The sequence below is a fragment of the Romboutsia sp. LXY-2 genome (assembly GCF_056171995.1).
Map to the genome: position 1 here is coordinate 73,568 of NZ_JBKFGI010000004.1, position 23,691 is coordinate 97,258.

General features: G+C 27.3%; 24 protein-coding genes. 19 read left to right on the plus strand and 5 right to left on the minus strand.

The window, feature by feature from the left end:
• Positions 1–76: 76 nt before the first annotated feature.
• Complete coding sequence (locus tag ACI48P_RS08635) at positions 77–1,897, minus strand: sensor domain-containing diguanylate cyclase/phosphohydrolase (RefSeq protein ID WP_475214896.1); 1,821 nt, start codon at positions 1,895–1,897, stop codon at positions 77–79.
• A gap of 197 nt (positions 1,898–2,094) precedes the next feature.
• Here ACI48P_RS08635 and ACI48P_RS08640 point away from each other — a divergent pair, with 197 nt between their 5' ends.
• From ACI48P_RS08640 to ACI48P_RS08690, 11 genes are all read left to right on the plus strand, one after another.
• Entirely contained in the window at positions 2,095–2,787 is a 693-nt protein-coding gene (locus ACI48P_RS08640) for a response regulator transcription factor (protein WP_475214897.1), read from the plus strand.
• Entirely contained in the window at positions 2,784–4,025 is a 1,242-nt protein-coding gene (locus tag ACI48P_RS08645) for a sensor histidine kinase (protein WP_475214898.1), read from the plus strand. The genes ACI48P_RS08640 and ACI48P_RS08645 overlap by 4 nt, the downstream gene beginning before the upstream one ends.
• Positions 4,026–4,103: 78 nt before the next feature.
• Positions 4,104–4,787, plus strand: a complete 684-nt coding sequence (locus ACI48P_RS08650) for an ABC transporter ATP-binding protein (protein ID WP_475214899.1) — start codon at positions 4,104–4,106, stop codon at positions 4,785–4,787.
• Positions 4,780–7,164 (plus strand): ABC transporter permease, encoded by a 2,385-nt coding sequence (locus tag ACI48P_RS08655; protein ID WP_475214900.1) that lies wholly within the window; start codon positions 4,780–4,782, stop codon positions 7,162–7,164. The genes ACI48P_RS08650 and ACI48P_RS08655 overlap by 8 nt, the downstream gene beginning before the upstream one ends.
• Before the next feature lie 471 nt (positions 7,165–7,635).
• Positions 7,636–8,451 (plus strand): hypothetical protein, encoded by an 816-nt coding sequence (locus ACI48P_RS08660; RefSeq protein WP_475214901.1) that lies wholly within the window; start codon positions 7,636–7,638, stop codon positions 8,449–8,451.
• A gap of 21 nt (positions 8,452–8,472) precedes the next feature.
• Positions 8,473–8,778: a hypothetical protein gene (locus ACI48P_RS08665; RefSeq protein WP_475214902.1), complete on the plus strand. Its 306-nt coding sequence runs from the start codon at positions 8,473–8,475 to the stop codon at positions 8,776–8,778.
• Positions 8,779–8,794: 16 nt separating this feature from the next.
• Positions 8,795–8,923 carry a hypothetical protein gene (locus tag ACI48P_RS08670; protein ID WP_475214903.1) on the plus strand — a complete coding sequence of 43 codons (129 nt, stop codon included), beginning with the start codon at positions 8,795–8,797 and terminating at the stop codon, positions 8,921–8,923.
• 504 nt (positions 8,924–9,427) lie between these two features.
• Complete coding sequence (locus ACI48P_RS08675; protein WP_475214904.1) at positions 9,428–10,111, plus strand: response regulator transcription factor; 684 nt, start codon at positions 9,428–9,430, stop codon at positions 10,109–10,111.
• Positions 10,095–11,495, plus strand: a complete 1,401-nt coding sequence (locus tag ACI48P_RS08680) for a sensor histidine kinase (protein WP_475214905.1) — start codon at positions 10,095–10,097, stop codon at positions 11,493–11,495. The genes ACI48P_RS08675 and ACI48P_RS08680 overlap by 17 nt, the downstream gene beginning before the upstream one ends.
• A gap of 240 nt (positions 11,496–11,735) precedes the next feature.
• Positions 11,736–12,167 (plus strand): MarR family winged helix-turn-helix transcriptional regulator, encoded by a 432-nt coding sequence (locus tag ACI48P_RS08685; RefSeq protein ID WP_475214906.1) that lies wholly within the window; start codon positions 11,736–11,738, stop codon positions 12,165–12,167.
• 16 nt (positions 12,168–12,183) lie between these two features.
• A complete protein-coding gene (locus ACI48P_RS08690; RefSeq protein ID WP_475214907.1) occupies positions 12,184–13,560 on the plus strand; it encodes an MATE family efflux transporter in 1,377 nt (458 codons plus the stop codon).
• A gap of 57 nt (positions 13,561–13,617) precedes the next feature.
• Here ACI48P_RS08690 and ACI48P_RS08695 read toward each other — a convergent pair whose 3' ends face one another.
• Both ACI48P_RS08695 and ACI48P_RS08700 read right to left on the minus strand, forming a co-directional pair.
• Positions 13,618–13,863 (minus strand): hypothetical protein, encoded by a 246-nt coding sequence (locus ACI48P_RS08695; RefSeq protein ID WP_475214908.1) that lies wholly within the window; start codon positions 13,861–13,863, stop codon positions 13,618–13,620.
• A 54-nt stretch (positions 13,864–13,917) separates the two neighbouring features.
• Positions 13,918–14,136: a hypothetical protein gene (locus ACI48P_RS08700; protein ID WP_475214909.1), complete on the minus strand. Its 219-nt coding sequence runs from the start codon at positions 14,134–14,136 to the stop codon at positions 13,918–13,920.
• 520 nt (positions 14,137–14,656) lie between these two features.
• Here ACI48P_RS08700 and ACI48P_RS08705 point away from each other — a divergent pair.
• The 3 genes from ACI48P_RS08705 to ACI48P_RS08715 all read left to right on the plus strand — a co-directional run bounded on the left by ACI48P_RS08705 (position 14,657) and on the right by ACI48P_RS08715 (position 16,210).
• Positions 14,657–14,797 (plus strand): hypothetical protein, encoded by a 141-nt coding sequence (locus ACI48P_RS08705; protein ID WP_475214910.1) that lies wholly within the window; start codon positions 14,657–14,659, stop codon positions 14,795–14,797.
• 109 nt (positions 14,798–14,906) lie between these two features.
• The gene (locus ACI48P_RS08710; protein WP_475214911.1) at positions 14,907–15,293 is read left to right on the plus strand and encodes a hypothetical protein; all 387 of its coding nucleotides are present in this window, start codon (positions 14,907–14,909) and stop codon (positions 15,291–15,293) included.
• Positions 15,294–15,358: 65 nt separating this feature from the next.
• Positions 15,359–16,210: a L,D-transpeptidase family protein gene (locus ACI48P_RS08715; protein ID WP_475214912.1), complete on the plus strand. Its 852-nt coding sequence runs from the start codon at positions 15,359–15,361 to the stop codon at positions 16,208–16,210.
• 100 nt (positions 16,211–16,310) lie between these two features.
• Here ACI48P_RS08715 and ACI48P_RS08720 read toward each other — a convergent pair whose 3' ends face one another.
• A complete protein-coding gene (locus tag ACI48P_RS08720) occupies positions 16,311–16,634 on the minus strand; it encodes a hypothetical protein (protein ID WP_475214913.1) in 324 nt (107 codons plus the stop codon).
• A gap of 1,027 nt (positions 16,635–17,661) precedes the next feature.
• Between ACI48P_RS08720 and ACI48P_RS08725 the strand changes: the two genes are divergently transcribed.
• Both ACI48P_RS08725 and ACI48P_RS08730 read left to right on the plus strand, forming a co-directional pair.
• Entirely contained in the window at positions 17,662–18,099 is a 438-nt protein-coding gene (locus ACI48P_RS08725; protein WP_475214914.1) for a cytochrome b5 domain-containing protein, read from the plus strand.
• 38 nt (positions 18,100–18,137) lie between these two features.
• Positions 18,138–19,067, plus strand: coding sequence for a DUF1848 domain-containing protein (locus ACI48P_RS08730; protein ID WP_475214915.1), 930 nt, complete (start codon positions 18,138–18,140; stop codon positions 19,065–19,067).
• Positions 19,068–19,470: 403 nt separating this feature from the next.
• Here ACI48P_RS08730 and ACI48P_RS08735 read toward each other — a convergent pair whose 3' ends face one another.
• Positions 19,471–20,418, minus strand: a complete 948-nt coding sequence (locus tag ACI48P_RS08735) for a sodium:calcium antiporter (RefSeq protein ID WP_475214916.1) — start codon at positions 20,416–20,418, stop codon at positions 19,471–19,473.
• Between the two features lie 338 nt (positions 20,419–20,756).
• Here ACI48P_RS08735 and ACI48P_RS08740 point away from each other — a divergent pair, with 338 nt between their 5' ends.
• The 3 genes from ACI48P_RS08740 to ACI48P_RS08750 all read left to right on the plus strand — a co-directional run bounded on the left by ACI48P_RS08740 (position 20,757) and on the right by ACI48P_RS08750 (position 23,662).
• Positions 20,757–21,545: an enoyl-CoA hydratase-related protein gene (locus ACI48P_RS08740; RefSeq protein ID WP_475214917.1), complete on the plus strand. Its 789-nt coding sequence runs from the start codon at positions 20,757–20,759 to the stop codon at positions 21,543–21,545.
• Positions 21,546–21,616: 71 nt separating this feature from the next.
• Positions 21,617–22,459, plus strand: a complete 843-nt coding sequence (locus tag ACI48P_RS08745; RefSeq protein ID WP_475214918.1) for a 3-hydroxybutyryl-CoA dehydrogenase — start codon at positions 21,617–21,619, stop codon at positions 22,457–22,459.
• An 18-nt stretch (positions 22,460–22,477) separates the two neighbouring features.
• Entirely contained in the window at positions 22,478–23,662 is a 1,185-nt protein-coding gene (locus tag ACI48P_RS08750) for an acetyl-CoA C-acetyltransferase (RefSeq protein WP_475214919.1), read from the plus strand.
• Positions 23,663–23,691: the final 29 nt, after the last annotated feature.

The following is a 23,691-nucleotide window of genomic DNA, read 5'->3' on the forward strand; positions in this document are numbered from 1 at the left end:
ATATATAATAAAGGACTGCTATAACTGAGTAAGTTGTAATAGTCCTTTTGCATTTAATATAAGTTATTAGATAAGTTTATAAATTGTAAGCTAATAAGTTTGCGTCTATTTCTAATTCATTATTGGCCTCTTTTTCAAGAAAATCTATAAAATATGCTACTAAGGTAGGGTCAAACTGTGTTCCAGAACATCTATTAAGTTCGTAAATAGCTTCTTCTTTACTCATAGCTTTTTTATAAGTCCTATCTGTGGTCATAACATCATAAGAATCAGCTATGTTTATTATTCTTGCAATTAAAGGTATTTCTTCTTTTGATAGACCAAGAGGATAACCACTTCCGTCCCATTTTTCATGATGAGTTAACACACATTTAGCAACATTACCAAGCTCACTAGAAGCATTAATAATTCTATAACCTTTTTCAGTGTGAGTTTTCATAATTTCATATTCATCAGAAGTTAGCTTTCCTGGCTTTAATAAAATATCTTCACTTATTCCTATTTTACCAATATCGTGCAGTTTAGCTACAAGAATAAGTTCATCCAACTCTGACATTTTAAAATCTAATTTTCTCCCTATAGCAAAAGCATATTTTACAACTCTTTGAGCATGTTCATTTGTCTCAAGATTTTTTTCTTCTAAGCTGTTCATTAAAGATTCTATAATAGAACTTTTAATACTCTTTCTCTCAAGAAGCTTTTGTCTATAAACTTTTTCTTCAACTTTTTTTATAGATTCATATATATCTTCATCAACATCGTATTTAACGTTTTCGCCTAATGCAATGCTAAGTTGCATATATTCGTATTCTTCCTGTTTACACTTGTAAAGAATACTTCTCATTAGTCTCTCACACTTAAACTCATCACAATTAGGAACTAAGATAATAAATTCATCTCCGCCCCACCTAAATACGTAACCGCTTTCCTTGCACACTGATTTTAGTACAGAAGAGATGCTTTTCAATAGCTTATCACCTTCAAAATGACCAAGTGTATCATTTAATACTTTAAGTCCATTAACATCACCCATTATTATACCAAGGGGATGATATTTAAAATGATTTAATTCCTTAATTTTTTCTTCAAAGCTATTTCTATTGTATAAACCAGTAAGCATATCTATTTCACTTAAGTACCTAAGTTTTTCTTCTATTTTTATTCGATCAGTAATATCCCTAGCCAATCCGACTAAACCAATAACTTCACCTTCCTCGTTAATAATAGGCGTTTTTATACTTTCTTCTGTTCTATAATCAATATCCATTGGGTTAAAACTATATTGGAAGTGTTGTGGTTTTTTATTTTCCATAATCAACCTATCTTGTTCAATAAATTGCATGGCAGATGATTGATTATCAAGAAGATCCAAATCAGTCTTTCCTAGTATTTCTGTAACTCCCATTTTAGTGTATACTTCTTCAAAAGCTTTATTATATCCTATATATCTACAGTCCTTATCTTTATAAAAAATTGCTTCAGGAACTGTATCAATAATAGTTCTTAAAATATTCTTTTGATTTATTACTTCAATTTGTTTTTGTTTTTTATCATTAACATCAATAACTATACCGGCAACACCTTGTATCTTATTGTTAGAGTCAATCATTGGGAAGATATATGCTTCCATTTGAGAACCATTAATTTCGCACTCAGAAATTGTTAATTGTTGGCTTACTAAAACTTCATCTAACAATCTATTGTATAAATTAGCTGCTTCAAAGGGAAAGGCATCAATGTTTTTTTTACCTACAACGTCATAAGCATTAACATTGTACATTTTCTCATAGTGTTCATTTATAAAAAGAAGCCTGGTATCAACTCCAGATATCCAAACTGGGTAGGGCATGTTTTGTAAAAATAATTTATATATATCTATAGAATTTTCTATGTTCATTTATCAATACTCCTTAAAATTTATTACAGAAGTTATTCCAATAATTGTATTTTACATGGGTTTGCAAAATATGTCCATAATTACATGACAAATACACAAAAAAGGCTAAAATGTACTAATTTTGATGCGAAATAGCTAATAATGAAATATTTTGCTATTATATAATGGAAAGACTACTTAATATATTAGGAGGAAACATGGGAAGTATTTTACTTTTAGAAGATGATAAATCATTAAATAGAGGAATAAGCTTTAAACTAAAAAGAGAAGGATATGAGGTTTATAATACCTTTACTATAGGTGAAGCAAGAGACGTATTTAATAATAGTAAAATAGATTTAATAATTTCTGATGTAGGATTACCAGATGGATCCGGATTAGATTTTTGTGAAGAAATAAGAAAAAATAGTAACGTTTATATTATTATCTTAACTGCACTAGATCAAGAAATAGATATAGTAACAGGTTATGATATAGGAGCAGATGATTATATTACTAAGCCATTTAGCTTAATAGTATTAATATCAAAGATAAACGCGTATATGAGACGAGTTGGCTCAACTAATACTGAAAACATATTAACTTGTGAAAAAATAAGATTTGATTATGTAAATAACAAGATTATTAAGGCAAATTACGAAACACTACTAAGCAATAATGAAGCTAAGTTACTAAAATATCTTATGGAAAACTCAACTCAGACAGTTACTAAAGAACAATTATTAGAAGTACTTTGGGATATAGATGGAAACTTTGTTGATGAAAATACTATAGCAGTAAATATTAGAAGACTTAGACAAAAAGTTGAAGACAATCCTTCAAATCCAGAATATATAAAAAATATTCGTGGATTAGGATATTCTTTTGCAAAGAGGTGTTTAAAAAAATGATTACTATATTAAGAAGAGAACCTATCTTTAAAAAGATTTTTATTATTGCAGTATTGTCCATAAGTTTGATTTTTTCTATATTTACATATTTTCAGTACAATAATTTAAAAAGCATTTATAAAGAGCAAAATGAAATTAATAAAAGAATAGTCGGTACTTTAGTAAATAAATACCCAGAAGATGAAGTAGATATAGTAAAGTCTATATACTATTCTAATGATGATTATAAAGAATTAGGTGAAATAACACTTAGTAAACTTGGCTATGATGAAAATTATGAAATGGGTAAAAATATTAACTTTACCAATCAATTATCAACTTTTATGATTACAAATATTATTGGATTTTTAGCAATAAGTGCCTCAATAATTATACTTTTAATTAGCTTAGTAAAATATGTATTTAAGAACCTTGAAGAGTTAAGTAGAGTACTACAAAAAATAATAAATAATGGAGATTATTCAGAAATAAAAAGTGATGACGATGGAATATTTAGTGTTATTAATAGCGACCTTAATAAGTTATCACGAAGTTTACATATAAAGATTATTAACTTGGATAAAGAAAAAGAAAGTATTAAAGAGTTGGTAACAGATATATCTCATCAATTAAAAACTCCACTAGCATCACTAAAGCTATATAACACATTGTTAATTGAAGAAGAAATTGATGAAGAAGATAGATTAGAATTTTTAAAAACCAATGAAATGTCTATTAATAAATTACACAATCTTATAAATTCATTGGTTAATATTTCTAGAATGGAAGCTGGAATGATAAGTATTAAAAAAGAAAATAAAAGTATTAAAGAAACTATCAATAGAGCTATAAGTAGTGTAAAAGCAAAAGCAAACATAAAGAATATCAATATTAACTATGAAGACTTTAAAGATAGCTTTATATTACATGATTCAAAGTGGACGGAAGAATGTATATTTAACGTACTTGATAATGGTGTAAAGTATACTGATGAAAATGGAGAAATTAAACTCTCAGTAAATGATACTATTAATTTTATTAGAATAGATATTGAAGACAATGGTATTGGAATAGATACTTCAAAATATAACGACATATTTAAAAGATTTTATAGAAGTGAAGAAGTTGAAAGTATAGAAGGATCAGGTGTGGGATTATATTTAAGTAGAAAAATATTAGAAAGACAAGGTGGAAATATTATTGTTTCATCAAAGAAAGGTATTGGAAGTAAGTTTTCATTGTTTCTTACAAAAGTGTAAGACTTCTTGTAAGATTAATGAAAGACTATCTATGTATTATTAAAGTATAAATAATACATAGACAAGGGGCAAATAAATATGAGTATACTAAAAACAAGTAAATTAAAAAAATATTATGGAAGTGGTGAAAGTTTAGTAAAAGCAATTGATGACACAAACATTTCAATAGATGAAGGTGAGTTTGTTGCTATAGTAGGAAAATCAGGTTCTGGTAAAAGTACTTTATTACATATGGTAGGTGGTCTTGATAGACCAACAGCGGGTAAGGTTTATATAGATAATAAAGATATATTTTCTCTAAAAGATGAACAGCTTGCAATATTTAGAAGAAGAAAAATAGGCTTTATATTTCAGTACTATAATCTAATACCATCGCTAAATGTATGGGAAAATATTGTATTACCAATTGGACTTGATAACAAAGAAGTAGACACAAATTTTGTAAATGATATTGTTGAAGCACTAGGACTTACAAGTAAGAAAGAGTCACTTCCAAATACTTTATCTGGAGGACAACAACAAAGGGTTGCAATAGCTAGAGCTCTTGCTACAAGGCCTTCAATAATACTAGCTGATGAGCCAACAGGAAACTTAGATTCTAAAACTTCAGATGAAGTAATGAGCTTACTAAAAACAATGATAAAGAAATACAACCAAACACTAGTAATGATAACTCATGATGAAACTATAGCTCAAATGGCAGATAGAGTAATATATATTGAAGATGGTAAAGTAATAAAAGGTGGTGTTATAAATGATTAACACTACAAAAATTGCTAAAAGTAATCTTAAACAAAATAAATCAAAAAGTATATTAATACTTATAACAATAATTTTATCAACAGGCTTATTATCAGCACTTGCAATGACTTGTGTTGACTGGAGTGAAAGTAATAAAGCAAGAGTAAGAAAGTACTCAGGAACTTTTCATGGTGCATATGCAAGCGTGGATGATGCTACTTATGAGAAAATCAAGATTCATGCAGATATAGAAGATACAGGAGTATCAAATGGTATTGGAATAAAAGAGATTGGCGAAGAAAATAAACTTGGAATAATGTATTTAGATGAAAATGCCATTGAATTTAATAGTACAAAGCTATTAGAAGGAAAACTCCCAACTAAATCTAATGAAATAGTTCTTGATGATATTGCACTTGAAAAATTAGGATATGAAAAAAAGTTAGGTCAAAAGATAGTATTAACTTATGAAGATTTCTCTAAAAAGGGAGAAACGACATCTGAGTTTGTATTAACTGGAATTACAAAAGCTAGTGAAATGGCTAAAATGAAAAAAGCATATACAGCAACAGTTTCAAAAGATTATATGACATCAACAAGAGATATGTCAAAAGAAAACTATATTGTATATATAACACTTAATGGAGTAAATAAATTATCTTCTGGTGAAATTGAATATAAAATTGAAGAGATAGGTGAAGATTTAGAAATAGCAAAGATTAATAGAAAAATAAATGAAGATTATATAAACACTTTAAATCCTGATGAAGAAGTTATGCTTTGGAGAGTAGTAATAGGAGCGGTAGTATTACTATCTAGTATTTTAGTAATATATAATATTTTCTATTTATCTATTGTTACTAAAGTTCAAGAGTTTGGTAAATTAAGAGCAATAGGTGCTACTAAAAAGCAAATAAAAGAAATAGTTCTTAAAGAAGGAATGATTTTATCAATAATAGCAATTCCTATAGGAATTGCCATAGGCTTTATTTTAAATAAGTTCTTATTATCTCAGATGTTTGCATTTACTGAAGATGTACCTAAACTACCTATAGTAATTGGAGTAATAATTATTAGTTTATTAGCAGTTATGCTATCTTTATTAAAACCAATGAAGGTTGCGTCGAAGGTTTCAATAGTTGATGCTGTAAGATACAATGGACAAGAAAATACTAAAAATAAAACTAGAAAAGGCTATAATGCCATAAACTTAAAAAGGCTAGCCTATGCAAACTTAAGTAGAAACAAAAAGCGTACTTATGTAACAATAATATCTTTATCTCTTAGTGGAATTATATTTATTGTTATATCTTGTTGGATGAATAGTATAGATGGAGAGACTATGGCTAGAAATCATTTCCCATCTGATATTGGAATATCTCTAACTAATTATACTTTTGGAGATGATGAAAGTCATCAAACAGAATTAAATCTACTTCAAATGAACAATCCATTAGGAGAAGAATTTGTAAATCAAATGCTTAGTATTGATGGAGTAGCAAAAATAGACAAATCAAAATATTTAAAAGTAGAGTTAAAAGGGGAAGAAACATCTTATAAATATCATAGTTTAGTCGGAACAAATGAAAATGATTTAGAAGAGTTAGAGTTGTATTTAGAAGATGGAAAGATTGATTTAGAAAAACTTAAATCAGGTGAAGAAATAATAATCTATGATTCTTCAACTGTTAAAGAAGCAAATATAAAAGTAGGAGATACAATAACTCTAACAATATACGATGGAGATAAACAAGTAGATAAAGATTTTAAGGTGCAAGCAATAAGTGGTGGATCAGGTAGTTTTGCAGTACATGATGATGTATTAGATAAACTAGTGAAAACAGATGCAACTACATCGTTAGGATTATATGTTGAAAAAGATAAGTATGATAGCGTTAAAGCTTATGTAGAGAACTTAGTAAAAAGCAATGAGTATTTTGAAGCAAGCTACATTGATGATGAAATAGATACATATAAGTTCTTAGTAAGTACTACAAAGGCTATTGGATATAGTTTAGTCGTAATAATTGGGATAATAGGATTTATCAATTTAATAAACTCAATGATAAGCAGTATTATTAATAGAAAGAAAGAACTAGGTATGTTACAAGCAATAGGATTAACTGATAAGCAGTTAGTAAAGATGTTAAATATTGAAGCTATGTTTTATACATCAATAATGTTATTTACTTCATTGACTTTAGGAAATATATTAGGATATATAGCAGTTTATGTATTTAGAAAAACTGGAGGATCATATGCTGTATTTACATTACCTATTGCTCAGATATTAATTATGGTTGTGTGTGTTGTAATTGCACAATTGTTGTTGACTTATTTGATTAGTAAAAACTTTAACAAAGAAAGCCTAATAGACCGTGTACGATATAGTGATTAGGTTGAATTAACTAAAAATTGTTAGTAATTATAGCTCCGTGGATGATGTATAAGTTCTTTGCCATGCAGGCTAAGGGCGTGCCTGAAAATGGCAAGTGAACTTATATATCATCCCCTACGCTAAATTACAAACAATTTTTTTGTTAAAGAACTATGGGAGGAAAAATTAAAAGATAAGATCCTATATTATAATAATGAATGTATTTGCGCTTTGCTTAAAATAGTTATTTATATTTTTATAAAAATTAGTATATTAGATACTTTTTAAATATATGGAATATCATGGTATTATAGAGTTGGATTCTTATTATTTTTCAGGTCTATAAAATTATGTGGGGAAGGTATGTTTTATTTTTTAGAGTTTATTAAAATTATAACTGAGTATGCTTGGATTTAGATGTTACCATTAATTATTTTCGTGTTTATGAAAATATATAAAAAAAAAGATGGAGAAGTATATGAGTCGAATTTAGTGTTGAAGATGATAGGCTTTTATATCTTAGGAGGATTCAATTTCAGCCTTAATGGAATTATTAGTATACCTATATTATTACCTTTAGGTTATTGTATTTACCATTTTTTTATTAAGGATAATGAGAGAAACAATAAAATCGTAAAGCATAAGTGTGCAGTATTTGGAGTTGCTATGCTTTATGTTGGATTTTTAAATGGATTAATTTATAACTCTTTAGAATATAGAGACTATAGAATTAAAAATTATAGCGCTAATGTAAGAGATATTAAAGATGAGTGGAACTATATTAAAGAAAAGCTGTATTTAGATTATAATAATATGCTTGAGGAGTTTAGGATATCTTACGATAAAGATGATAATATTCAGAATGTATATTATTATTTTATTAATGAAAATGAAAATAAACTTTTTATGGTAAGTGATGATCTTGAAGGAAGATATCATATTCAAGTTCAAAAATATAGAGATGATCAAAGTGGATCAACCTGGGGATGGTTTGATGATGATTATAGAAATATTAATGTAGATGAGTTTATGAAGATAATTTCAAATATTGAGTTTGCAAAATCCACTTTAGAAGAAAATAAAAATATTGCAACTTACGATGTGGTTTATTCAGCATATGATACAACTACAGCATCTGATGAGTATGAAAATAGTATAGCTTATATAATTGAGTCAGATGATGGTACTCTATATAGAAAGGCAAAAAGGAGAGAGTTACCTCTTGTAGGGACTAAGATAAATTACATGCCAATGGAAAGAGTTACTGAAGGGCAAACTGAATCAGTAAGTACAGACTGTTATTTATGATTCCCTTCTTATGGTAATATGTTGATTAAAGATAGTACTGAAAAATTGACTATAGAAAATGTTAAGAAAGATAAATTTTTAGAGATTTATAGTGAAGGTAATACTTTTTATGATGTCTATTATTATCTAGATACTGAGTCTTGGGAAGAAATTGACAAGAGTGAGGTAGAGGAATCACCATATTTAATTATTAAGGATGATTGTGATACAACTATAACTATTTATGAGAAAGACAATTATGCCGTATATGAAGATAAAGATGGAACAGCTTATTTTAGAGTAAGTGATTATTCAATGGATAACTTACAAATGATAAAATATCAATAATTAGGGATAATAGCAGATGGACTTAACGGTACAGGGGATACTAAGAAGAGAACTACTAGAAGAATCTAAAATAGTGGCTACTATTACAGAGGTTCATAGAGTTCTTAACTCAGGCAATTCTGTATTTGAATTATATCCTGCATAGCTGGCTAATCCTGAATATATAAAAAATGTAAAATCTATTAATAAAAAAATTAAAGTAGTTTCTTCTGGAGGATTAATATAGATAACATGAATGATTGGCTAGAAAACTAGTAACTAAGTACAAAGAATATAGATTAAGTAAAATAAATAATTAATAGACTATATGAAAATCCTATACAGTAGACAGTTACGATGTTTACGTTATAGGATTTTTTATATATAAGATAAAAGTTAATACTAAATAAAGCATTCTATTTTACCGTATATTAATATTAATAAGATAATAACATAAACATTAAGAAGTAGTATATTAGATTTTTATTCATAAATATGATAAAAATACTGAGGTAATTTAAATTATGGTACATAATAATACGTAATTATAGTATTATAGAAGTTGATAGTTTTAAATAAGATTTATATTATATTTAAAAATAATCGAAAAGTGATATAAGACTAATATATATATTCTTAGTAAGGTGATTTTTTAATGGGAGAGTTTAACATGATGAAAATATTACTTGTAGATGATGAAAAAAAGATATGTGAATTTGTAAAAGCATATCTGGAGAATGAAGGATATAATACAAAGGTAGCATACGATGGCAAAAGTGCTATTGAGTATTTTGATAATGACATATTTGACATAGTAATTCTAGATAGGATGTTACCAGATATTAGTGGTGAAGATGTGTGTAAGTATATTAGAAGCAAATCTAATACACCAATAATAATGCTAACAGCAATGATAGAAGATGAAGAAAGAATTGAAGGTTTTAACTTAGGTTGTGATGATTATATTTGCAAACCTTTTAACGTTAAAGAGCTAATCTTAAGAATTAAAGTATTCTTAAAGAGAAGTGGAAAATTAGATAATAATGAAATCATAAATCTAAATGAAGAAATAATAATTAATACAGCTTCACATGATGTCAAGGTAAGAGGGAATTCAATAATACTAACGAATACAGAATATAAGATATTGTTGATGATGGCATTGAATCCGACAAAAGTATTTACTAGAGAAGAATTATTAGAAAAAGTTATTGATGGTTATCATGAAAAAATGGATAGAGTAATTGATAGTCATATAAAAAATCTAAGGCAAAAGATTGAAGTTGATTCAAGAAATTGTAAGATAATAAAAACTGTTTATGGGGTAGGTTATAAATTTGGAATACAGGTTTAATAAAATATCTCTTAATAAGCATATAATCATATCTTTTGTTACGATTATTACACTGACTATTGTAGTAATTGGAGGTTTTATTCATAATACTTTTAAATCTGAATTTAGTAAATATGTTGATAAAGGAAACAAACAGGAAGTAGAACATTTAGTTTATGATATTAGGAACATGTACTCCTTAAAAGGATTTAGTAAAGATAGCATAAAAGTATTAGGCGAAAGAGCTATAGATAAGGGCATGGCTCTAGAAGTATATGATAGCAATGATAAGCTTATATGGAGTATCTTTGAAGAAGATAAGATGTTATTTAATGATACGCTAAATAGTATTAGTGAAAATATGGAAAAAATTGATAATAACTGGAGCCAAGATCTTGAAGAATACAAATTTGGTATTTATAATGATGATGATAAATTAATAGGATACGGAAAGATTTATCACTTTAAATCTATTTATTATTTAGACAAAGATATTGCATTCTTAAAAATAATGGACAAGATACTATTAATGATAAGTATAATTTCTATTGGCAGTGTGGTAGCAATATCAATTGTGATATCAAAGTCAATATCTCAGCCTATAGAAGAGGTATCACAGATGGCTAAAGATATTGGAGAAGGAAAGCTTAAGTCTACACTTGAATGTGATAGTAGTATCCAAGAAGTAGATGAACTTATTTACTCAATAAATAAATTATCACTAGCATTGAATAATCAAGAAATATTAAGAACAAGATTAACAACGGATATATCTCATGAACTTAGAACACCAATAACCAGCGTTCAAGGACATTTAGATGCCATTATTGATGGTATTTGGGAGCCTACACCAGAAAGGCTAATGAGTATAAGAGAAGAAATTACAAGAATTAGTTATCTAATTGGAGAACTTAGAAAGCTTGCTAAGTACGAAAGTGAAAAAAATAAATTAGATATGAAAAATACTAATATAAAAGCACTAATACAAAACATTGCTTTCAACTATGAAAAAGAAGCTATTAATAAAAACATAGAGATAAATTATGATTTAATGGAAATATGGACAAGAGTTGATAAAAATCAGATTTCACAAGCTATTGTAAATTTACTGTCTAATGCTATTAAATATACTGATTATGGTGGTAAAATAGACATTAAACTTTATGAAGATTATAATTATGTACATATTTCTATAAAAGATAGTGGAATAGGAATACCACAAGCAGATATATACAATATATTTGAAAGGTTTTATAGAGTTGATAAGTCAAGAAATACAGAGACTGGTGGTATTGGCGTTGGTTTAACGATTGTTAAAACTATTATTAGACAGCATAATGGTGAAATATTAGTGAAAAGTGAAATAGGAAAAGGCACTGAGTTTATTATTAAAATACCAAGATAATGTTTAAAAAAGATGAAGCTATGAATTTATTAAGTTATATGATAATTAATAAGTTCATAGCTTTTTTAGATAAGGAAAATGATTTTTGCAAATATGTAAGAAAAACATTAAAAAAATACAAGAAAAAGTAGTTGCGGACACAACTAAAAAGTGTTAGTATTATATAAGTTGCAAATGCAACTAATGATAAAGTATAAATATTAGGTTGCATTTGCAACTAAATTAAATAGGAGTATTAATATGGAAAGAAAGTCAAGAGAACCTATCGGGAAATATATTTCTCAATTATATAGAAAAGGAGGGACACAAATTAGTAAAGAAATCTCTACCTTTGGAATTGGTCAAGGGCAACTAATGTTTTTAACACAACTTTACAGGCAAGATGGTATTAGCCAAGAAGAGCTTACTGAAATTCTCAGAATAGATAAAGGAACTACTGCAAGAGCGATAAAAAAGCTTGAAGAAGAAAACTTAGTAACTAGAATAAAAGATGAGCAGGACAGAAGAGCATATAAAGTTTACTTAACTGACAAGGCAAAATCTATCGAAAGCAACATTTTTGAGATACTTAGAGAATGGGATGAAAAAATAGTAACAAATTTAACAGAAGAAGAAAAAGAAACTTTTACAAGAATCTTAAAGAAGATCTGTATTAATCATAATTTAAGATAAGGAGATGAATGAATGAATGAACAATAGTCAACAAATTTTAGGAACAGAGTCTATTGGAAAATTATTACTTAAGTACTCTTTACCTGCCATAGTAGGGATGATGGTAAATGGTCTTTACAATGTAGTTGATAGAATATTTATAGGAAATATACCTGGTGTTGGACCACTAGCTATAACAGGTCTAGGAGTTACAATGCCAATTATGACGATAATAATGGCATTTGGTATGTTAATAGGAATAGGTACAGCAACAAATATATCTATTAAATTAGGTCAAGGGAAGAAAGATGAAGCACAAAGGCTTTTAGGTAACGTATTGTCATTAGCAATCATAATAGGAATAGTACTTACTGTAGTTGGTCTAACATTCCAAAACCAAATACTTTCCTTATTTGGAGCAAGTGATGCCAGTTTAATTTATGCAAAATCTTATATAAACATAATATTATTAGGTACAGTATTTAACATTACTGCATTTTCTCTAAACCATATTATTAGAGGGGATGGAAGTCCAAAGCTTTCTGCAGCAATAATGATAGTTGGTTGTTTAACTAATATAGTACTTGATGCGTTATTTATATTTGGATTCAAAATGGGAATACAAGGAGCTGCATTAGCTACTATTACTTCTCAATTTATTACAGCTACTTGGGGAGTATCTTATTTCATAAGAGGTAAGTCTAACTTGAAGTTTGATAAGAAAAACCTTAAATTAGATAAATCACTAATAAATATGATATTTGCTATAGGAAGTGCACCTTTTGCAATGCAAATAGCAGCTAGTTGTGTTCAAATAATATGCAATAATTCGCTTAAGACTTACGGTGGAGATTTAGCTATAGGAGCTATGGCTACAATAAACTCAATAATAATGATGGTTGGCATGCCAATAGTTGGTTTAAGTCAAGGTGCTCAACCAATTATAGGATTTAATTATGGACGTAAGCAATATGATAGAGCTACAAAAACATTAAAGATATGCGTTGTTGCGGCAACTATAGGTTTATGTTTTGGATGGGTAATAGTTCAGTTCTTCCCAGAACCAATAGTAGCTATGTTTAATAGTGATGAGGAACTAGTTAGAATATCTGTTGATGGAATAAGAAAATACTTAATGTTTATGCCTTTAATAGGTATGTCTATGATAGGTTCAAACTATATCCAGTCAATAGGTAAAGCAAAACACGCAATGTTTTTAAGTTTATTAAGACAGGTAATATTGTTAGTACCTATGATGCTTGTATTACCGAGATTTTTTGGACTTAACGGTGTTTGGTTTGCACAACCAGTAGCAGATTTTATTTCATGTGTAGTAACATTTATAGTTGTTAAAATAGAAGTTAATAAACAAAAATTTCTAGTAAAAGAAGAGTTAGTAGACGTTTTAGCATAGATAATTTTAAAGCCTGAGAAATATTTATATTTACTCAGGCTTTTATTATATTAATTTTTAAAACTCATAATCGTCAGCAACATAATTTATCATATCATTTGCTGAAGTCAGGTAGTAATATATATGAGTCATCATTTCAGAATAAAACATCCTAGAATGTTGGTTAGCATCTATTAGAAGCTGATCTATTAGGTTAATTTGTTCTTGGATACTAATTTCTAAAATGTCTACAATAGCATATAGCCTAGCTATTAATAAGACATCATCTTTAGATTTCTTCGAGCTGCTTTTCTGAAAATTCAAATTGCTTCTTATTGTATTAAGATTACTTAAAGTAAAGTTTAATTGTTTATATAATTATTTTGAGTCATTTTTAATATCATATGGATTAATGTCAATTGCATAAAGATAATCTCTTACACGTACAATTTCAGAATATATTTTTCCTAACTCCTTGTTATATGTTGTAGTCGCTTCTTTACATGGTTCAATTATATTATTTGAATTTGCATATGTAGAATTAGGAAATAAGAAAAGTATTAAAACAATAGAAAATAAATAATAGTATTTTTTCAAAGTAATACCTCCATAATGAGTAGTTTTATAGCCATAATAATTATAATGTCTTAAATATTTTTACCTAAAAAAGATTTTTTATTTATAGTATTATTTTTAAAGAAGTATTATGGGTTATTTTATTACAATATTAAGTGGTTGATAATTTTAAAATGCAATTTATAAAAAATATTTAATAGAAGTGATAATAAATTTATTTTATTTCATTTTATCTATTGTAAATCTTTTATTAATAAGTTGTGGCACAATTTATAGGAATTTTGGAGGTGAATATGGCATGTAATGAAGCAAATTATATAAAAAGAGAAAGAGGACTCACTAGAATATATAGTAGATAAATATCTACCATTAGTTAAAGGTGTGTATTATAAGGTATTATATTCACTTAATAACGATGGGGTAATTGAAGTGTGTATAAATGATGTATTCCTTTCAGTATAGAATAATTCAAAAAATGCACAGGTGAATCTGAAGATCTTAGAAAGTAGATATGTGCAATAGCAAAGTTTAAAGCTATAGATTGTTACAGAAGAGAAGTAAAGAAGCAAGGCTAGAAGATAAGATTAGTAGTGAAAGCAACTTGGTTGAAGATGAATTATTAGCAATAGAAGAAAGAGAAGAGTTAAATGGGTGTAATAAATACTCTCTCTCCAGTAGATAGAGGTCGATTTTATAGATAAAGAACTGGATACATCAGGTTTTGCAGGGTTAGAAGGAAAGTTTATAGATGAATATACATTTGTAGGTATGCAAAATATAAGCTTAGTACAATGGATATAGAAGATGAAATACCAGACGAATTTAACTTCCAAATAAAAATTAATGTAATAGATAACTATGCAATTAGTGGAAATGATAAAGATCATGTTATCATTGGAACGTGGGCTTTTAAGGTGCATGTAAAAGTAAATAAAGAATTAAGAACTGTAATAAATGTAAAAAGTGAAAATGGTAAAGTGCTTCAAATGTCAGAAAGTGGAGTAAGTAAAGATAATAAAGGTGAGATGGGTATCTATATGCCTCCATCTGAAGAATATAAAAATATACGAGTGGTAGTTGAAAAGCCAATATTAGTTACTATTGAAGGTCAAGAAGGAACTTATGATGAAGTAGATAAAGAAGTAGTATTTGATCAAGTTATAAATATAGAAAAATAAAAATAGAACATAAAAATACATTTTCTCATAAAATATTGTAAAAGAATATGAGGGGATGTATTTTTGTGTATGAAAGTAAAAGAATAATAAAAAAAGCAAGAGAAAATATATATAAATACACTTTAGTAAATTTAAATTTAAGATCTGAAAAATCAACAGACTCACCTATAATTACAGTAATACCTAAGGGGGCTAAAATAGAAGTTTTAGATTCTGAGGAATATTGGTTAAAAGTAGTATATTATAATAACAAAGGATATGTTTATAGGGATTTTGTATCTAAAAGTAAATATACTTGGAGCAATCTTAATTTAAGAAAAGATAAATCAATAAGTACTGATATAATAACTGTAATTCCTGAAAAGTCAAGAGTTGAGGTATTAGAAGATGATGGTGATTGGTCTAAGGTAGTATATGATGATATGGTTGGTTATGTATTTAATTATTTTTTATCAGATGATGGAAATAAACCAAATGCATTTGATTATAAATATTTTTACACTGACATGACTAGATTTGTTAATGAAAATAATATAAAAAGTCCTACCAATTATTTACTAACAACTGACCTAAAGAGCAAATATACTTATGTTTTTAAAAAGGAAGATGGTAAATGGGTACAGTTACACAAATGGAAATGCACAGTTGGAAAGGCTGAAACACCTACTATTACAGGTATATTTTATATAAATGGTAGAAAGCCATCATTTGGAACAGAGAATTATTCTGTAAAGTATGCAACAAGAATTAAAGATGGTTATTATTATCATTCTATTTTATATGATTCAACAGGAAGCTATGTAATAGATTCACGACTTGGTCAGGCGCTTAGTCATGGATGTATAAGATTAGAGACTGAGAATGCAAAGTGGATATATGAGAATATATTAGATACAACACCTGTAATTATTCAATAATTAAATCTTTATATTTATAAATTGATAAAAATAGATGATAAATATTATCTTAATAAAAAGCAGAAAAGTTACTGCTTTTTATTAAGTAGATAATAATATATTAGAAGTATTTCCAATAAATAACTATACTAATTAATGCAAAAATTATTGTATAAGCTAGTGAAACTACAAATGGGACATTGAAATGGAATTTTACAAAATGATCTTTAGTACGAGTTTCGCTAGCCATAAATCTTTTATGAGATGCATTAGTTAATTCTGTAGTAAACCCACCCTCACTAGAGAAAAACCAAATTATAATAGTAAATAACAAACCAGTCATAAATGATAATTCTAAAAACTCCACTTTAAACAGATTACACAATAAATAGTTTGAAGCAAGTAGAACAATTAAAGTGATAGATCCTGAGATTAACTTTTTCAATAAATCACCCCCTATTATATAAAAATAAGTTTAGTCATGAATTTATGTAATAATAATCTAAGTGTTTTAGATATATAAGATAATTATATTTTATTCGAAGAGTAAGTGGTACATTTACTTTTTATAATTTATTGAAAATATAGAAAATTTAAAATATGTTAAGTTTTTAAGTATAGTAAAGACTTGTTTTCTTGTTTGTTATATTTTAGATATGATAAGCTGCTGTATAAATTTTTTATATATGGCAATTTAATCAAAAATATTTGTGAATAATATATATTGTTGGTTAAAATTTATATTATTAATGAATAATGATTTTAAATTTTAGATAAATGGGTATTTAACATTGCATTAGAGATTGTAGTAAATCATTATATTTTAAAATTAGAATGATGGTAAGTTACGAATTCTGTATATTAGATTTTTGACAATAGGGAGTGTGCTGTATGAACTCAGGATAAAAACAATAGAATAATATATGCTAATAAGTGTCTTTATAATAACTTTAGATACCCTTTGGACTTAGAAGATTATAATATTGAAAAATTTCAGCGAATTAATTTAGATATTTAGAAAGTATTGCTTTTTAACATAAGTTAAGACATTATGATGTTTTCAAGTATAACAAAAATGTATATAAACTGTAGTGAGTAATTATGATAAATGTGGTTATTTAATATCTATGTTAATTGATGTTACAGATATTAACTAGAATAATAAATCTTATACAGATAAAATATTTTGAGAATATTTATTGATAATATACCAGAATTGATCTTTTATAAAGAGAAAAATTTAAGGTATTTAGGTATCAATAAAAAATATATTAAACACAAGAATAAAAGATATTAAGTACCTTTTGCAGTTATAATAGTTTTTTATATATACAAAGAATTATACTAACAAATAAAGGAAAGTCATTAGTTTTTCTTTTTAATAAAAGGTGATAGTAGATATATTAATATCATAGAACCTCAATATTTTAAGTATATATATAATAATGAACTTATAATTTAGAGGTGAAAATATGAATAAGAGTTATATCGATATACAAATTAGAAATTTAGAAAATGCTATAAAAATGACAGAGCAATATATGAATATGGCTGATAACCAATATATGCTTAACTGTTTAAGAATGCAAAGATTGTATTTGAAAAACAAAATAAGTTATTTAGAAATGGTCAAAGAGCAAGACACAGTTGAGACGATCTATTCAAATAATTCATTTACAATGGAAGAAATAGAAAAAAATTATAATGGAGAAAATGGAAGTCCATCATACGTTGTAGTTAACAAAATAGTTTATGATGTAAGTAATGTAGGTTCTTGGGGTGGCGGAATGCACCATGGATTATTAGCAGGTAACAACCTTACTAATGAATTTAATTCTTGTCATTATGGGAACGTAGAATCATTAAAAAAAGTAGCGCCAATAGTTGGATATATTGTTGAAGAACAATAATATAAAATCAATTAATAGATAAAGGTAGAAAATGACTTATGATAATAAATACAGGAAATAGAACAGATATACCAGCTTATTTTAGTAAATGGTTTTTTAATAGAATTAAGGATGGATATGTTTATGTTAGAAATCCATATTATTTTAATCAGGTAACAAAATACAGGTTAACACCTGATATAGTAGATTGTTTAGCGTTTTGTAGTAAAAATCCAGAACCTTTTATTACAAGAATTAGTGAAATAAAGGATTTTTCACAATTTTGGTTTATAACAATCACTCCATATGATAAAGACATAGAACCTAATGTGCCTTTAAAAGAAAAAGTTATAGAAAGTTTCAAAAAGTTATCAGATATTGTAGGTTTAAAAAATATAGAATGGAGATATGATCCGATTTTTATTAATGAAAAATATAGTCTCCAATTTCATATAGAAAGTTTTGAAAAAATGGCTTCTTCTCTTAGTGGATATACAAATTATTGTATAATTAGTTTTGTAGATCTGTATGAAAGTACAAAGCGTAATTTTATTAATATTAAAGAGGTATCCTATGAAGAGCGTAAAATTTTAGCAGAGAAATTTGTTTCTATTGGAGAAAAATACAACATAAGAATTAAAACCTGCTTAGAAGGTGAAGAGTTCTCTAAATGTGGTGTTGATTGTAGTGGATGCATGACTAAACAAGTAATTGAGCGTGCAATTAATAATAATATCAAAGTACTAACAAATAAAATAGCAACAAGAAAAGGATGTAGTTGTCTTCTTGGAAATGATATAGGGGTATATAATACTTGCGCTCATGGTTGTATATACTGCTATGCAAATTATAATCATAATATAGTTAAAGATAATATTAAGAATCATGATCCAAATTCACCTTTATTAATTGGGAATATTATGGAGAATGATGTTATAAAAGAAGCAAAACAAGAAAGCTATATAGACGGACAGATAACATTCTTTTAATAAACAAAATTAATTAAATGAAAATATATATTTTTAGAAAAGCTGTATCTTCTTACTATTTATTATAGTAAATGAGATACAGTTTTTCTAATAAAGAAGATATATTCAACCATCTTTAAATAGTTAGTTATTAATGATCATGATTAATAAAATTATTAATCATTTTAGCGTTTAGGCTTATGTATTTATCTAATAAAAATTTCTCTATTCTTTTAAACTAAATAGCCTCTGCTAATTCATTCTTCATAACATCTCATCTTACTGTATCCTTTAAAGTTTCGCTGATTATCATAAAGCCAGTATGAGTGCATAGTTTCTATAATTATACATGCTTATAAAACAATAGAAAGGGAAATCTATAGAAATTATATTTATATTCTAAGGGCAGCCTACTAACCTTTGCTTATAATGTTAAGAACAACAAGTAACAAATCATTATACCAATTGAAGGGAATATGTATGATTTTTCTTTCTTACCGTTTAAGACAAAGAACATAAGAGGAGTAGCTATTGCTCCAAATAGAATAAGATATACTATATTTTTATCGTCAAACAAATAGATAGTTCCTTTAGTATATATAAAATCAGCAATAAAAATCACAAGAAAGTTAAATATATTACTGCCTAAGATATTTCCAACTGCAACGTTAAAGTTCTCTCTTTTTACTAAGGTAATACACGTAGTAACTTCAGGTAAGGAAGTGGCAATTCCAAGGAATAATGCACCGGCTAGTCCTGCGCCTAAGTTCAATTTTGTAGATATAATATCAGTTATGTATGTTATTAAAATGCTAAATAAAACTAAGCCAATACTTGAAATTACAAATCTAAATATTATTTGATTTAAACTCAAGTCAATTTTAGTATTATCTTCCTCAATTTCTTCATTATCATCGCTTGCCATTGTTTTAATTCCTATTATATATAAAGTGAGTATAAATATAGACGTTATGCTTAAACCTAAAACTTCAAAGTTAGCCAGCTTAAATAAGTTTAATATTAATGCTATATAAATGAAAAATAATAGTAGTGTTGTAGTACTATGGATTTTAGAAATAGAAGCATTTTTGAATATTTTACCACTAAGTAAAACTAAAATAGAAAAAATTGTTAAGTTGAACAAATTGCTACCAAGTATGTTGCCAATAGAAAGACTAGGATTATCCAACAAAATAGTAGCTGATACAGTAGTTAGTAGCTCTGGCAAAGATGTAACTGCTGATAATAATATCCCTCCTATAAATGCTCCAGACAAGGTTGTAGTCTTATCAATTAAATCAATATACTTAGCAGTCTTTATAGATAAGAAGATAACTAATGTTGCCACAATGGCGTAAGATAAATAATTCATATGTAACCTCCAAATTTATATCAAGTAAAAATAATTTAAGCTTATTAAAAGTTAAAAATATCTATTTATCATTATTAACTATTTTTTTTAGAAAAAAACTCACAAATAAAATTAATTCATGAAAGATAACTAATAAAAAATATTAATAACCAGATAGCTATAGGTTGGTTATTCAAAATTAATTATTACTTAATAAAAATAATTTTATATAAGTTAAGGAAATTTTACTTTTTATTGTCATAATCAAAAATAGCCTTCATATAATTTAATAAATACAGTAGAAAACGGTTGGAAAGTAAGGTAGAAAATCAAAAGATTAAATTATAGGGGGAAAAATTATGTTTACTAATATAATCTGTGAAAAGATAGATCATATTTATAAAATAACTATAAATAGAGAAAAACAATTAAATGCTCTTAACAAGGACGTTTTAGAAGAGCTTGATAAAGCAATAGATATTTTAAACAATGATGAAGGTATCTTTGTGGGAATAATAAGTGGACAAGGTCGAGCTTTTGTCGCAGGTGCAGACATTAATGAAATGAAAGATATGAACTTTGAAGAAGGACGTAAATTTTCAGAAGAAGGAAATCGAGTATTTAGAAAAATAGAATCTTCACCTAAACCAATTATTGCAGCAATAAATGGATTTTGCTTAGGTGGAGGCTTAGAGTTAGCCATGAGTTGCGATATAAGAATAGCATCACAAAAAGCAAAGTTAGGTTTAGTTGAATTAAATATTGGAATAATTCCCGGATTTGGAGGAACACAAAGGTTACCAAAAATAGTAGGGATAGGAAAAGCTAAAGAGCTTACATATAGTGCTAAAATTATTGATGCAAAGGAAGCATTAAAAATTAACCTTGTGAATACAGTTATAGAGGAAGATAAATTAATGGACGAGACTATAAAAATGGCAAAGGATATATCAACTAAGGGTCAGCTTGCAGTAAGATATGCAAAAATTGCAATAAACCAAGGTTTAGATATGAGTATTGATAATGGTATTAAATTAGAAAGCAACTTATTTGGTATGTGTTTTGCAAGTTATGATCAAAAAGAGGGTATGGAAGCTTTTTTAGAAAAGAGAGAAGCTAACTTTGACTTGAAAAAAGATATAAAGTAAATAATTTATTACAAAATTAGAAGTAGTAGAAATCCGTTATAAAAATATTAAGAGTTTCAGGGGGACAAACTATGAAAATAATGGTAATAGGCAGTGGCACAATGGGCTGTGGTATATGTGAAGTACTAATGTCTAATGATCAAGAAGTAATTTTGCATGATATAAAAGATGAGTTAATAGAAAAAGGCGTACAAGTAATATCTAAAAGCTTTGAAAAAAAGGTAGCAAAAGGAAAGATATCTCAAGAAGATAAAAAGAAAATGATTAATAACTTATCAGCAACAACAAATTTAAGAGAAGCCGTAGAATGTGATTTAGTAATAGAAGCAATATATGAAGATATAGAAGCTAAAAAGAAATTATTCAAAGAACTAGATTATATATGTCAAAAGAAAACAATTCTAGCAAGTAATACATCATCTCTATCAATAACTGAAATTTCTCTAAGTACTAAAAGAGCTGAAAAGGTAATAGGAATGCACTTTTTCAATCCAGCACAAATTATGAACCTTATAGAAGTAATAGATGGAATCTTTACTTCTGATGAAACTCACGATAAAATAGTCAACCTTTCTAACAGTCTAAATAAAACACCAGTTAACGTAAAAGAATCACCAGGTTTTATAGTAAATAGAATACTAGTACCTATGATAAATGAAGGTATAGGAATTTATGCTGAAGGTATAGCAAGTGTAGAAGATATTGATAATGCATTAAAATTAGGAGCTAATCATCCAATAGGGCCATTAGCACTTGGAGATTTAATAGGACTTGATGTTTGTTTAAATATTATGGAAGTTTTATATAAAGAATTTGGAGATACAAAATATAGACCTCATCCACTACTTAGAAAAATGGTAAGAGGAAATATGCTAGGACGAAAAACTAATAAAGGTTTTTATGATTATAAATAGTTATAGGGGGGCTTTAATATGAAAGAAGTAGTAATAGTTTCAGCTGTTAGAACTCCAATAGGTACATTAGGTGGATGCCTAAAGGATGTAAGTTGTGTTAACCTTGGAAGTATAGCAGCTAAGGAAGCAATAAGTAGAGCAAACATAAATCCAGAATTAATTGATGAAGTAATAATAGGTAATGTACTTAGTGCTGGACTTGGACAAAATGTGGCAAGACAAGTAGCTATAAAAGCAGGGGTACCTGTTGAAGTTCCAGCATTATCAATAAATAAGGTATGTGGTTCTGGACTTCGTGCAGTAACAATGGCTGCACAATTTATAGCTTTAGGTGACTGTGATGTAGTATTAGCTGGCGGATGTGAAAGTATGAGTAACTCTCCTTACTTAATACCAAAAGGAAGATATGGTTACAGTTTAGGCAATAACACATTGATAGATAGTTTAGTAAATGATGGACTTACTGATGCTTTTAATAACTACCATATGGGAATAACTGCAGAAAATTTAGCAGAAAAATTTGATATTAGTAAAGAAGAACAAGATGAATTTGCCTATATTAGTCAACAAAGAACTAAAAAAGCTCAATTAACAGATAGATTTAGTAGTGAAATAGTAGAAGTAAAAATACCTCAAAGAAAAGGTGATGCAATAATAATTTCTACAGATGAACATCCAAAGCATAACACTACTATAGAAAAGCTATCAAAACTGAGACCTGCTTTTAAGAAAGATGGAACTGTAAGTGCTGGAAATGCATCTGGAATAAATGATGGTGGTGCAATGGTTGTTGTTATGTCTAAGGAAAAATGTGATGAACTAGGACTTAAACCATTAGCTAGCATTATATCATACGCATCTGCTGGAGTAGATCCTACAATAATGGGTTATGGGCCAGTACCAGCAACTAAAAAAGCATTAGATAAAGCTAACTTATCTTTAGAAGATATAGATTTAATAGAAGCTAATGAAGCTTTTGCAGTCCAATCATTAGCAGTATCTAAAGGATTAAATTTTGATATGGAAAAAGTAAACGTAAATGGTGGAGCAATAGCACTTGGTCATCCTATAGGTGCTAGTGGATGTAGAATTTTAGTTTCGCTTATTCATGAAATGCATAGAAGAGAAGATTGTAATTTAGGTCTTGCTACTTTATGTATAGGTGGAGGACAAGGTACAAGCTTAATAGTTAATAAGTTATAAAACTTTAATGCTAAATTTTATTATATAAA